A 12,991-nucleotide genomic window follows, 5' to 3' on the forward strand; every position below is an offset into this window, starting at 1 on the left:
CTTATTGCATCCAAACCCAGAAACCCAGCACAAAGAAATGCAGCATCCAGAGTGAAATAATCCAAATCGCAATCGTACCAGCACGATCCACTGCGGCGCTCGGCACATACACGCCTTTGCTTTGCCCCACTTTCCAAGCGATGGTTAAGAAATAGCCTAATACCGCACCGCCAACGACCGCAAAGGTACCAAAGAACAGCAGGGTGGAATACCAGTCAATGATTACTTTATAGTCGAAAAAGTTATAACCAAAGAAGCCATTGAGGATGTCATAACGCAGTACCTCACGACCAATTGATGGCAATAACACCGCGATAAACGCCATCGCCAAAACCATATAGTTGCAAATGGATTTAGGATCATTTAGGCGCAGGTGTGACCATACCGCTAAACCAATAAAGCCAAGCGCAGGCAAAATGCTCCAAATCGAACCCGCAAAGTTTTCTGCGGTTTCGGGTAAGGTTAACATCCAACCTAGATACGGAATCAACACCAATAATGAACCGACTTTAAGCCACTTCTTACCTAGCTCTGCCGCCCAGTCTAAATAGGCATGGTCTGCATCTTCACGCACGGCTTTAAAGCGACGGTAAGCCACCAGCATCGCCCCAGCGACCGGAATTGCGGTCAGAATAAAGAAAGCAAAACGCCAAGGGCTATTTGCATGTAACTGTGAACCGCTCGTATCGATCATGCCATTAGGGGAATACCAGCTCTGCCATAACTCAGGGTGCAACATTTGCGATGTGAGGCTGTGCATAATCCAACCGGCCACTAAGAAAATCGCCAGGCTCGCAATAATCGACCAGCGCGCTTTCGGCTTATCCGCACCCTGACCAAACTTGCCATTGCGGAAGTAGTAGTAATACATCAACCAGTAGGCCATGATCATAATCACAATAAAGGCTATTACCCAGCGCGCAGAAAGCACGTTTGCCGTGTACCACTGCGGGTCATAGACCACCTGCACAAATAGCAGCGGTGCGACGCCGATAACAATCGCCACCGATACCGACACCTTGGCGATTTCGAGCATAGAACTGGCGAGACGCTGCCAGTAAGGATTGTTGCTAAAGGCACCGTAAGCGGTAATCGCGCCGGTACCTAACATCAATTGCACAAAGAAAATATGCATCGCAAAGGTCAGCACACCCAGTGCGATAAATACAATCGGGTAGAAGGGCACGCCTGCGGGATTGCGCAGCGCGTACATCATTTCAGTTAATTGCACGGTTTCCATTATTGAATCTCCTCTGCAGATGATTTCATGCTGATCACCAGGCCTGGTTGTTTGACCAATTGCACTTTTTCAGCCTCACGGTTAGCGATTTCTTCGCTGATTGCGAGGTTAGTGGCGTCCAAACCGTCATTATTGATTTTGGTCAAATAAGCCGCAATCGCTTGCACTTCCGATTCCAACATCGGCATTTTCGGCATATAGGCGATATTGCCCGGTACCAGTGCGCCACGGATATAACGCGCCATCACCTCTTGCGTGACTTGATCTGGGAAATAGCGGTGTAACGGACGGATACCGCTTTCGCTGACCGAGTGACAGTTGGCACAATAGGTCATGGTGATAAATTCACCCGCCTGAATTTGATTGCCGTTATGGGCTTCACGCAAATGCTCAGGGGTGAAGGGATGGGCTTTTAAAATCCCAACCTTTTCAATCAACGGCAGTTGCGATTGGATATCCATCCCCGGTACATCACGACCAATAATCTGGTTGGAATAGACATACTGTCCCGCTACCCAAGGTTTACGCATTGACTCACGCGCGGTTTCTTCCGGCCAAAGTCCGGCGACCAAAATGACGATCGCCATGGTGCCCGCAAAGCCACTGACCAGGAACTTAGGCTGCACCATAGTCAAAATGAAGTAACCTATGGTTAAACCTAAGACAATCGCGATACTCGGGCCAAAATAATCCGGTAAACGGTTTTCCATTACCAATAGGGCATAATCCGGCACTGAGTTTAGATAAAGCTGGAACATCGCCGCGCCTAGCAGGGTGGCGATAATCCCTAACCAGCCGAGTTTGCGGGTCATTTCTTTTTTAAACGCGGCATCTTTAATACCCGCGACAATAATGCCCCCGACCACAGCGGTCATGGTCAACATAAACATCGCACGCATCGCGAGCTGGATAAAGGTATTGTCACCATAGAAACCAAGCAGATAACCGCCTTCGTCAAACCAAGCTTCTTTACCCGGCACCATCATAAACGACAGAATACCGACGATAATCACCATGGTCGCAAAAGAGGCGATACCAAAAATCACCGAGATTTTCATATGGGTTTTCTTATCGACCTTGCCGACCAGATAAACAATCATATAAATCCCGATCACCTCGATCACAAAGAAAACCCACTCGGTCGCCCATTTCCAAACGAAGGAGTGGATTAATGCCCCAATCCCGTTCGGGCTGGCAACGGTGGTGGAATACCAAATTCCCACGCCCGTTAGCGAGCCGGCGACATAGGTAAACACCAAAAGAAAAAGACCGTACTTTTTAACAAAGTCGAGATAATCATCACGATCATCCTTCCAAGCACGGTAAGACAGATAAGCAAATAACAGCGCCGCACCCACCGAGGTGTGGGAAGCAAGCACGTGGAAGGTGGCGATAAAGCCAACCACCCAGCCAGAACCCACCGCGGGTTCGTACCAGGTCGGAAACAGACTAATCAGTTCCATAGTAAAGTCCTCATTGAAGAGTGGATTAAAATATTCAATACCCATATTAATAAAATTTCGCCTTAACCCGGATATTTCATAAATTCGCGTGATGATCGCGCAGGATATTGGTTTTCCAGTGCTTTTTTCGAAGGAGCGCTGTAGTTATTCATACAGCCGACTGAGAAAAAAGTGCTGGGGAATCAATAGACCAGCGAGGGCGCGTGAACTTTATGAAATATCCGGGTTAAGACTATGACGAAAGTCTTGAGATTTTTAATAGGGGGTTTCGCTGGGTGTCATTGTATATAAAATAAAATGATAGGGGTATTTGAATAATTAATGACACTGAGAAGGGAAATTTAATCACCCATAGAGAATCAATGGTCATTAACTAAATATGTGAACTTTGTGTAGTTTAGTTAGGTTGTTTGACTCAAAGAAGTTATTTATGTTTGAATGTAGTTAAGCCTTAACGTGTTGAATTGGTAATGAGCCAATCTTGAGCCGTTTATCGCTTATTATTTTTTATGATCATCAAGGAGCATTATGTTTTCTAAAATACTTCCAATTATTGCGTTCAGTTCACTTGTTTTTTCTGGCGCGGTGTCTGCACAACCCAGCTCAAATCTAAACGCCCCCATTTCTTCTCAAACGCAAGTGAATACCCCGACAGATCTGCAAGTTGAACAATTTGTGTCTTCGGTTTTAAAAATCGAAGAAATTAAGGTCGGATTGCAGGCTTTTTTGGCGGAAAAACCTCAAGAGGAGGTAACGAATGCGCTGATTGAACAAGTTAATCAAGAATTTATGGTGCAAGCAACGGAAACGATTGAGAAAAGTGGATTATCAGTTGATCAATATAGCTCTATGATCGCGTTATTAGAACAAGATCAGCATTTTTTAGCACGTGTTGAACAAAAGGTTGAAGAACTGAGTGCAAACTAGTTAACCCTATTGCTCGACCAGGCTTGGTTGGGTACAGTATTTGCTTTAAAATCCCTAAGATTAACTTAGGGATTTTTTTATGCATATTCATATTCTAGGTATCGCCGGCACTTTTATGGGGGGGGTCGCGCAACTCGCTAAAGCGAAAGGCCATCAGGTTAGCGGCTCCGATAAGGCGATTTATCCGCCCATGAGCACCCAGCTTGAGCAGGCCGGCATTGCGGTGATGGCCGATGACGACTTGAGTTTTCTGCAAAATCCACCCGATCAAGTGGTCATTGGTAATGCGATGCGTCGTGGTCAGGTTTGCGTCGAAGCGACCTTAAATGCACAGCAGGTTTATACCTCCGGGCCCCAGTGGTTGGCTGAAAATGTGTTGCATGATCGCTGGGTGATTGCGGTGGCGGGCACCCATGGCAAAACCACAACAAGCTCAATGGTGGCGTGGATTTTAGACTACGCTGGATTGAACCCAGGGTTTTTGATTGGTGGGGTACCGGAAAACTTTGGCGTTTCAGCACGATTAGGCGATACGCCGTTTTTTGTAGTGGAAGCGGATGAATACGACACGGCGTTTTTTGATAAGCGCTCTAAGTTTGTTCATTATCACCCGCGTACGCTGGTGATGAATAACCTCGAGTTTGATCATGCCGATATTTTCCCTGATCTTGCTGCGATTCAAACGCAATTTCATCACCTGGTGCGCACGGTTCCCGGCAATGGCTTAATTATTTATCCTCCACGGGAACAGGCGCTTGATGAGGTGTTAGCACGCGGTTGTTGGACGCCGACCCAAACAGGCGGGCTTGAGCAGGCCGACTGGCAAGCGATGCTGCATAGCGACGATGGTTCGGCGTTTAGTGTGTCGTTTCAGGGGCAGGTGATTGGGCAAGTGGCTTGGACGATGACGGGCTTGCATAATGTGCAAAATGCCTTGAGTGCGATAGCCGCTTCGGTACACGCCGGTGTGCCGCCAGTGGAAGCGGTGAGTGCACTGAATGGGTTTAAAGGCGTGCGTCGTCGTATGAGCAAGGTGGGCGAAGCAAAAGGCGTGACGGTTTATGATGATTTTGCACATCATCCTACCGCGATAGGTTTAACCTTACAGGGATTAAAAAATCAGTTAAAAAATAAGCTGCAAAACCAGCAAAACACCACCAGGCCTGGTGGTCAAACAGCGCGTTTAATCGCTGTGTTTGAGCCGCGTTCGAACACGATGCGTTTGGGGGTGCATAAAGCCAGTTTACCCGCCGCATTTGTCGATGCCGATGCGGTCTATGCCTATATTGATCCTGCATGGAACTGGGTGTTGCCGACTGACGCCTTTAGCCAAACACTAACGGTCGCAAACAGTTACGAGACTTTATTAGATACGCTAATAGATCAACTTCGTGCGGGTGATCACGTCGTGATGATGTCCAACGGCAGCTTTGGTGGCTTGCACCAGCGCTTGCTTAGGGCGCTAAGCGAATCTGTCACGCTGGTTTAGTTTTCAATGAGGTAAAATACCCGCCGTCATTGCGAGGAGCGTAGCGACGCGGCAATCTCTTGCAGACTGCGCACGCCCTTGGGAGATTGCCACGGCCTTCGGCCTCGCAATGACGCGTGGTTTTTGGTGTATCAATTCGCAAATATTAGGCCGTCATAGCGAGGAGCGTAGCGACGCGGCAATCTCTTGCAGACTGCGCACGCCCTTGAGAGATTGCCACGGCCTTCGGCCTCGCAATGACGCGTGGTTTTTGGTGTATCAATTCGCAAATATTAGGCCGTCATTGCGAGGAGCGTAGCGACGCGGCAATCTCTTGCAGACTGCGCACGCCCTTGAGAGATTGCCACGGCCTGTGGCCTCGGAATGACGCGTGTTAACTTTTGAATACTTCTTGCGCAAATTGCATGGCTTCGAGGTAGCTGTGCGATAGCTCGGTAGGACATAGGCTGTCGGGTAACCTAAAATCTGTTTTACCGCGCTCAAATCCTTTGACAGCTTCAAGGGTAAACTTCAAATTGTTGGGTTGATCACCGATCAAGGCATTAGCAATTTGAGGGTCGAGTTTGAGTTGATTTAGCAGGGCTGTCAGCGGCGTATCCATGACGGCATCCAGTGTTGAGAATAAGCCAACGGTAAAATAAATGTCCGCTTTAAAATCCCCTATTTTTACACCGACAATTTCGCAGAATTTGGCGCGCGTGAGCGCCATGCGAAATAGCTCAATCGGTTTATCATCTAAGCCTGATAAGGCCAGCATACTGGTCCAACTTTGTAGGCGTGTTAAACCAAATCGTACCACGCCATCATGGATCGAATTAATGGGTACGGTTGAGTTAACGTTTTCGGCTAAAAACTTGAGTAGCTTTTGACTAAGGCTGACATCTCTGGAAATAATTTCACTCAGGTGTCGCATATCTATATCAGGGTCATAGACGCTGGCAAGGAGTTGAATAATGGTGAGCTTATTGGAGGGAAGGCGTTGGCCTTTGATGATTTTGGGGCGTGCAAAAAAATAGCCTTGAAAATAATCAAAGCCAATTTTTTTACAGAACTCATATTGCTCGCGTAGCTCCACTTTTTCAGCCAGCAAGCGCACGCCCTTGGCTTTTAAGCGTTTGGTATGCTCGGCTAATTTTTTAGGACCGACCTCTAAAATGTCTACTTTAATCAAATCGGCATAGGCTTCAAGCTGCTCTAGCTGTGGATTAAATACATAGTCATCCAGCGCGATCGTATAGCCTAATTTTCGTAATTCTTTGATAGCACGTAACAGGGGAGGTGTGACTTCGACATCTTCTAATACTTCAATCACGATTTGGTTAGGCGGAAAAAAAGGTTGGTTTTCACGCAACAATAAGCCTTCGGTGAAGTTAATAAAAACCTTGTTGTTCCCGGCAATGTCCTTTAAGCCAATATCACCAAACGCATGCAACATGACTTGGGCTGAGGCGCTATCGCCTGAAACCATATTGGCATAATTACTTTCATGATTGGTACGAAACAAAAGCTCATAGGCGTAAAGGGATAGGTCTTGCTTAAAAATAGGCTGGCGGCCAATATAAATGTCAATCATCGAAGCCATTGTTGTTGCTCTCTGGTTCAGTTCTTGACATTATAAACGCAAAATACCTTGAGTGCATACTTCTTGTAAAAAGTAAGTAGATAAAAAGGAATTAAATGTTCAGTGTGTTATTCATTATGGCCTCTTTCGCCAGATTAAAGTCGAGTTTGCCGGTGATTTCAAATACCGATGTTTGGGCTAATAGCGTTTGATAGGCAAGTGGATCGGGGGTTTGGCCGTTTGTTTGGAAGGTTTGATCGCGATGTTGATAAAACACACCGGCGGATTTCATGACCCCCGCTAACAGCTCAGGGCGCTGCGCTAAGTTAACGCGCGCTATCCTGGTGGGTTCGGTGCTATTGACCTGCCAGTTGAGTAGGTAAAGCTGATCTAAGCGAGCGCTGGGTTGGTAGTTTACCCCTTTGTAAAGCTGGCAAACTGGGGCGTCATATTTTTCCTCAAGCGCGCGCAACTCGGCTTCAGCGAGCGCAAGGTAGGGTTGATGATCGTCAATCAAGCGGTGAAGCTTCGGGTTATGAATAATGGTGCCTGGGTTGATGCGCGGTTGCTTGGGGATGCCACGCATCATTACTTGCTGCTGATTTGCCTGGATTAAAATGCGGTCATTACTGATAAAAGCCTGTGCATCTTCAAGTAATTTAAGCATCAGGGTCGACTTGCCGCCGCCCGATACGCCGGCAATCGCAATGCCGCGTTGGTCGTTTAATTGGAGCGCGGCACAATGGCCTAACAGCCAATCTTGATTTTGCCAGTGGTTCAAGTATTGGCTCAAGATAAAGTTGATGACTTGATTCGGGTGCTGGTTAAGCGCACCCAAGCAGGCAAGTCTCTGGGCACTTTGCCATAGAACCAGACCGGTTTTGATTTTATGTACCAAGCGTTGCGGCTGTCCTGTGTCATTGGTGAAATCATAGACCGCTTCTTTACGCCCTGTTTTGCCAGGTTCACGCTGCCAATCACTAAACGGCAGATGGTAAATAGCGTCAAGTTCTGTAGCTTGTTCTATTTCAATCGCCGTTATGCTCGGTACACCTAGCGGTGGTGTGTGATGAAACTCTGCCAAACCCGCAAAGTATTCGGCTAAATAATTAAGCAGCGGTGCGGAATTGGACTCTACAAACAGCGACCAATGATCAATAGTCACGACCAGGCCTGGTTGCATGGAAGCCTTCTGGCAAAGCGCGTTTAATGTTTGAATAATAGCTGTCATATTATGGGGTCTTATGTTAACCCGGATACTTCATAAAGTTCACGCGCCCTCGCTTGTCTATTGATTCCCCAGTACTTTTTTTCTCAGTCAGCTGTATGAATAACTACAGCGCTCCTTCAAAAAAAGCACTGGAAAACCAATATCCTGCGCGATCATCACGTGAATTTATGAAACATCCGGGTTATAATTAAATTAATTTATTTTTGGTTATGGAGTCTACACTATGTCGGCAATAAGTTTTGATACATTAGAGACCCAGTTGGCCACTAAAGCCGATGTGGTTAAGATTGATAAAGACATCGCCAAACTGGACAAGGAAATAACCTTGGTCAAGTGGGTAGCCTTTGCAACATTTGCCATAGTGGCTATCCCTCAATTAAAACATTTATTTGCCTAATCTAGGAGCCTGTCGGACTAAAGCCAATCGGCTACAAAAAAGCTGGATTTGGCCATTTTTTGCCCACTTCCTCGTCAAATAGCTAGCTATTCTCCTCGGAATTGAACAAAAACTGACTCAATCGAAGAAAGCGAAGCTAAACCAGACTTTTTTTCGCTTCGACCGGTTTAGTCCGACAGGCTCCTAGACGAAACCTTGTTAATCACATAGTCGGCGTATTTGTCGGCTATATTGATGCCTAGCCCTTCTTTTGCGCCCTTAAATCCGCCAAACGCCGAGACTTCAAAACAGACGGGGCCATCATGGGTTTCGGCGATATCGACGGTGGTAAAGTCAAGCTTGAATAAGGCTTGCGCCTTAGCCGCCATGGCAATAATTTCATCAGACGGATAGGCGGCGGCATATTTTCCACCATTGGCAATGGTGGTGTTCCAGCTGGTGTTGCCCGACACCCGTGCATAAGCCCCTTGATATTCACCGCCCAAAAACATTAGGCCGAGATCTTGACCGGGTAGCGCCAGCTTTTTCTGGATATAGTAAAAGCCGTGCAGCTGGTGATACTGATCTAGTTGGCTGCGCAGTTTTTTGTCAGATTGTTTGGCATTCAGCACTTCCATTCCCTTGGCTTTGGTTGAGAACAGGGGTTTGAGAATCGCTTCGCCAAATTGTTTGATCGCGTCTAGGGCGGCATCTTGGTGTTCTGTAATCACGGTGGGGGGCATGGGGATGCCGGCTTGTGCGAGGGTGACGGTGCAGGCCATCCGATCTACTAATCGAATAATCGATTCGGGTGGTGAAAAAATTTGGCATTGACAGGATTCTACAAACCGTAAAATCTCAAGTCGGTCTAAGATGGCGGGACTGTAGGTTTGTGATACTTTTTTAATAATAATCGCATCAAGTTCGCACAGATTAAACCCTTGATACATCACTTTTTTGTCTGCAAGATTGGCCACTACTTTTTCAATGTCAATCACTAGGCGAAAACCTGTGCGTTGTTCTAAAGCGTCGGCGAGTACTTCGGTTGACCACTTGCCTTCAATGCCTACAACACCTATTTTTAAATCAGTCACGGAAGAGTTCCTTTGGAATTCGATAGTCAGATAAACCCTGAGGATTGTGCGCTAATTGGACAATGTTTTCAAGTAAAAACCGCCCGCGAAACTGCATGGATTTAGCATGGGTTTGATCGAGCACAAATCGGGTAGAGGTTAAAAAAGAGCGTGCTAGACCGAGTGCCAAGCGTAGATGGAAATCGGTATCGCCTATTTGTCGGGCATAGTCCGCACCAAAATCATAAATGCGCTCCATGCTCAGTGAGATTTGTTTGCGCACGTCTGGGTCAAAGTTCATTAACCGATAATGCGATACCATTAACACGGATAAGTCTTGTACATAATCCAAATAGTCAGAACGGTGTAAGTCGATAAAGTTAATGGTGTTGTTTTGGCTGTCAAACAAAATATTGTCAAGGTTAAAGTCACCATGAATATACACGGCGGCTGGCACCACCAGGTCTGCCTCGATTTGACTAGCCTGTTTAATCAGGGTTTCCAGCCGCTCTTGTTTTAACTCACCGACCTGGTTGCGGCTCACTTCAAATTCGGGGTGTACCTGATAAACATCGGGCAGCCGTTTTTTTAGCTGTTGCATAAAGCTGGCGGCGACCGGGCTATCGATTTGAGTGTCCTGCCAAACCTTGGGCAGCAGCGTGAACAGCGTATCAAGTGCCTGCTGGGTTTTATCCTGCTGATGTTTGACGAGTAAGCTGTCTAGCGTGTCGCCTTCTAAATATTCATACAACAGCGCGGCCTTGTCCCCTGAACGATGGTAGGAGTAGAGCTTGGGGGCAATGCCGGGGTATTTCTTCTGCCAGCGTTCAATGCCTTGTTTTTCTTCTTTGAGCTTGATTTGGTCGCCCTGTTTAAATACCGCGATAATTTTATCTTCGTCATCGTCTTGGTTTTTCACCCCTGAAATCAGACAGCCTGATTTGGTTTCACCCAGCGAGTGAATGCTCAAGTCATCGGTGTTGAGCTCAAGATGGGTGAGGGTGGCTTCGAGTGAGCGATAGCGTTGTATTTCAATCGGTTGGCCGATTTTCTCAGACACAATCGCCTCGCCAATATGCAGCAGCGCCTCACCAAGCTTGTTGAGATCGTGCAGAAGAAAACTGGCTTGTAATAAATCCTCGTTACGCTGGTTTTTATTGGATAATTTGGCCAGCTTGCGGCGTATTTTGTCCAGGTTTTGGTCAAGCTGAACCTTGCTTCTACAGAGCTTCAGGGCGCGGTCTAAGCGCGTGCTGTTTAAGGCCGGTTCAATCGTATCTAAGTCTTCAAGCAACAGGGTGAAGGTTTCAAAAATACGCTTGCGCTGAATCCAGCTAAATTGTTTAAGTTGACGACTATGAAATACAAAATCATCTAGGCTGTGTGAAAAGGCACGCAGGCTATAACTTAGGTGGTTTAGGCTATAAAATTTCTCGGTAGCGACCTGTTGCAAACGATTAAGTAGCTGCACATGATAATTATCAATATAGTCACGGCGTTTTAAGCTGCTAGAGGCATAACGCAACTCGCCTGTTTGCAAAAAACGCTCAACCAAGCGTAATTGTTTACGAATTTCGAGAATTAAAAACCCAAGCGCGTCAGGTTGTGGGGGCGTAAGTGGCATAGTGATTGTCGGTTCTTAATGTTTATGCAGTTTTATGTTTAGGCTGTTTTTTGAGCTGTTTTTTCGACTTGCCCGCTTTCATCTTTAAGCTGGATTCGTCATCGGTTTTACCTTCTTGTTCCGCTGTCCAAGCTAGCGTAATGCGGATTTCTTGATGGTTCTTAGCTTGCTTGGCTTTAATCTTAAGCCGTGCTAAGCCTTGGGGTGTTAGGGTAACATCGTCTTCTTCATTGGTGAGTTGAAGATGGCCTTTCGCAAAGCCCTCCGATATCACCGCTAAATAATTGATAATGGCATCTTTGTCTTGTAAAGATTCATGCTCGAAGGTATGTGTTGTTTTGGCCATGATAGTCAATCCAGTTATAAGGTTGAAATAGCTTAAGGTGCGCATGATCGCTGCTTTGTGCGCTGACGCTCCCGTCCTGGTGAAAGATTGTAACGCTCCAGCCGGGTGATTGCATATTATCTTTTGCACGACAGTGACAATTGAGCTGGGTATCGCATTCAAAGTTCAGCAGCCCATTTCTCACCAATAACTGCTGTCCATTGAGGTGATGGCGATGACCATTGACCAGAGCAAAAATATGCTTAGCCTTTAATTGTTGAGCACCCTTTGCGCTGAAGGGCCAGTCATAGGCGCGATACTTGGTACGAAATGCATTGCCCAGCGCACCATAGTAAATGTCAAATAATTGCGCTTGATGGAGTTTTTGCTGAAAAACTAAATTAATCTGCGCTAGCTGTCCTTGATGAATCAGGTTAGCCAAGGTGTCATCAATCCCAGCATGACTAAATAAATAGCTACCCTCGATGTGCAATAATTTTAGTTTACGAAAGAATGGGTAAAACTCACCATCAGGCTTAATAAACAAGTCATGTGCCCAGCTAATAGCATGATCAAGCTGCTGGCAATGATCAAACCGTTTAAGCCAAGCCTTCTTCATGCTGCGTTGTTTAAGATCTAACTGTTGAATTTCTCTACTAATCAGTTGTTTAGGTAGTTTAGTTTTAGCGGATGTTTTAAACGACTTGCGCCAGTATTCATCAACAAAATAGGCCTTATGCACAGGGTTGGGGTGCTCGCCTTTTTCTTGATAAATCTCAGCTAACAGGCTGATGGCTTTTTTCCCCATTCGGGCAAAAAAATGACCTTGGAGCGGGTCGTGGATTTTCTTGAGCGCTAATAACCCTGCCAGAAAACGAATGTCATGGTTGCCAGCTAGCAACACGGTATCCGGTTTGAGTTTGATGAGGTGATTAATCATCCTCAGAAGTGCCAAGGTGCTTGGGCCTTTATCAAAACAGTCGCCACCAATAATAATGCGCGTTTTGCTACCCTGCGCTGTCAGCTGTAAATTTAATTCTTGGCTTGCTTGGCTGACTAACTGAGCTTGCTTGAGAGAGCGCAAAAATGCCGGTGCATCGGCATGCAGGTCACAAAAAAAGGCCGTATCTTGATTCAGTGCCTGCCAATGTTGATAGGGCAGGTGAGGCATCACCGCCGGTTGCCATGGCGCATATCGTTGGCTCTGGGTATCGCAGGGGTTGTAATGTGCCATTAATGAACATCTCATTCCAATTTGATTGTGGTAGGATGTTACGTGAGAAATATGACAACGCGATGACGTATAATAAGGTTTTAGAACACCTCGTTAAAAATGCGATTAAGTTTACTAAAGAAGCCTGTGTTGAGCTGAAAATCGAAGCTAGCCCTGATCACCCGTTTGATAATTGGAAGAGTGAAACGGCTTGGGTTCGATTTAGTGTGATCGATCAAGGTATTGGTATAGCAGAAGCGGATAGAGCGGCTATTTTTGAGCCATTTAACCAGGTTGATAACTCAGATGGTCGTGCATTTGGTGGGGTGGGTATTGGTTTGTCGATAGTCAACGCGTTTCTTACTATGATGGGGGTTGAGTTGGAGATCGAAAGTGAGCTAGGCAAGGGTAGCCAGTTTAGCTTTGTATTGCCACTTCAACGTGACCCGATGAATGATGCACCGCCTTA

Annotated in this window: 12 protein-coding genes; 4 read left to right on the forward strand and 8 right to left on the reverse strand. The window is 46.4% G+C overall.

The annotated features are described in order from the left end of the window. Position 1: 1 nt before the first annotated feature. Positions 2 to 1,240: a hypothetical protein gene (locus NA59_RS01410; protein ID WP_044406845.1), complete on the reverse strand. Its 1,239-nt coding sequence runs from the start codon at positions 1,238 to 1,240 to the stop codon at positions 2 to 4. Then, the gene (locus NA59_RS01415) at positions 1,240 to 2,703 is read right to left on the reverse strand and encodes a c-type cytochrome (RefSeq protein WP_044407110.1); all 1,464 of its coding nucleotides are present in this window, start codon (positions 2,701 to 2,703) and stop codon (positions 1,240 to 1,242) included. Before NA59_RS01415 ends, NA59_RS01410 begins: the two co-directional genes overlap by 1 nt. Positions 2,704 to 3,231: 528 nt before the next feature. On the opposite strand from NA59_RS01415, the gene NA59_RS01420 reads away from it, so the two are divergent. Both NA59_RS01420 and mpl read left to right on the forward strand, forming a co-directional pair. Then, positions 3,232 to 3,630 (forward strand): DUF4168 domain-containing protein, encoded by a 399-nt coding sequence (locus tag NA59_RS01420; protein WP_044406848.1) that lies wholly within the window; start codon positions 3,232 to 3,234, stop codon positions 3,628 to 3,630. Between the two features lie 79 nt (positions 3,631 to 3,709). After that, positions 3,710 to 5,119: a UDP-N-acetylmuramate:L-alanyl-gamma-D-glutamyl-meso-diaminopimelate ligase gene (mpl, locus tag NA59_RS01425; RefSeq protein ID WP_044406850.1), complete on the forward strand. Its 1,410-nt coding sequence runs from the start codon at positions 3,710 to 3,712 to the stop codon at positions 5,117 to 5,119. Positions 5,120 to 5,492: 373 nt separating this feature from the next. Here mpl and NA59_RS01430 read toward each other — a convergent pair whose 3' ends face one another. Together NA59_RS01430 and NA59_RS01435 are read right to left on the reverse strand one after the other, a co-directional pair. Next, positions 5,493 to 6,701, reverse strand: coding sequence for an EAL and HDOD domain-containing protein (locus NA59_RS01430; protein WP_052501375.1), 1,209 nt, complete (start codon positions 6,699 to 6,701; stop codon positions 5,493 to 5,495). 91 nt (positions 6,702 to 6,792) lie between these two features. Further along, complete coding sequence (locus NA59_RS01435) at positions 6,793 to 7,911, reverse strand: HprK-related kinase B (protein WP_052501376.1); 1,119 nt, start codon at positions 7,909 to 7,911, stop codon at positions 6,793 to 6,795. Positions 7,912 to 8,134: 223 nt separating this feature from the next. On the opposite strand from NA59_RS01435, the gene NA59_RS14990 reads away from it, so the two are divergent. Beyond that, a complete protein-coding gene (locus NA59_RS14990; RefSeq protein WP_157792525.1) occupies positions 8,135 to 8,308 on the forward strand; it encodes a hypothetical protein in 174 nt (57 codons plus the stop codon). 167 nt (positions 8,309 to 8,475) lie between these two features. On the opposite strand, the gene NA59_RS01440 is transcribed toward NA59_RS14990, so the two are convergent. The 4 genes from NA59_RS01440 to NA59_RS01455 are packed head-to-tail and all read right to left on the reverse strand — an operon-like array spanning position 8,476 to position 12,543. Continuing rightward, positions 8,476 to 9,381, reverse strand: coding sequence for a GAK system ATP-grasp enzyme (locus NA59_RS01440; protein ID WP_044406852.1), 906 nt, complete (start codon positions 9,379 to 9,381; stop codon positions 8,476 to 8,478). After that, a complete protein-coding gene (locus tag NA59_RS01445; RefSeq protein ID WP_044406855.1) occupies positions 9,374 to 10,984 on the reverse strand; it encodes a phosphotransferase in 1,611 nt (536 codons plus the stop codon). Before NA59_RS01445 ends, NA59_RS01440 begins: the two co-directional genes overlap by 8 nt. 22 nt (positions 10,985 to 11,006) lie before the next feature. Continuing rightward, positions 11,007 to 11,330 carry an amphi-Trp domain-containing protein gene (locus tag NA59_RS01450; RefSeq protein WP_044406858.1) on the reverse strand — a complete coding sequence of 108 codons (324 nt, stop codon included), beginning with the start codon at positions 11,328 to 11,330 and terminating at the stop codon, positions 11,007 to 11,009. After that, on the reverse strand, positions 11,299 to 12,543 hold the full coding sequence (locus NA59_RS01455) for a metallophosphoesterase family protein (RefSeq protein WP_157792526.1): 1,245 nt from the start codon (positions 12,541 to 12,543) through the stop codon (positions 11,299 to 11,301). Before NA59_RS01455 ends, NA59_RS01450 begins: the two co-directional genes overlap by 32 nt. Before the next feature lie 2 nt (positions 12,544 to 12,545). On the opposite strand from NA59_RS01455, the gene NA59_RS15315 reads away from it, so the two are divergent. Further along, a partial coding sequence (locus tag NA59_RS15315) for an ATP-binding protein (RefSeq protein WP_232504007.1) occupies positions 12,546 to 12,991 on the forward strand: 446 nt, incomplete at its 3' end.

Source organism: Thiomicrospira microaerophila (assembly GCF_000934765.1).
GTDB classification, from domain to species: Bacteria; Pseudomonadota; Gammaproteobacteria; order Thiomicrospirales; family Thiomicrospiraceae; genus Thiomicrospira; species Thiomicrospira microaerophila.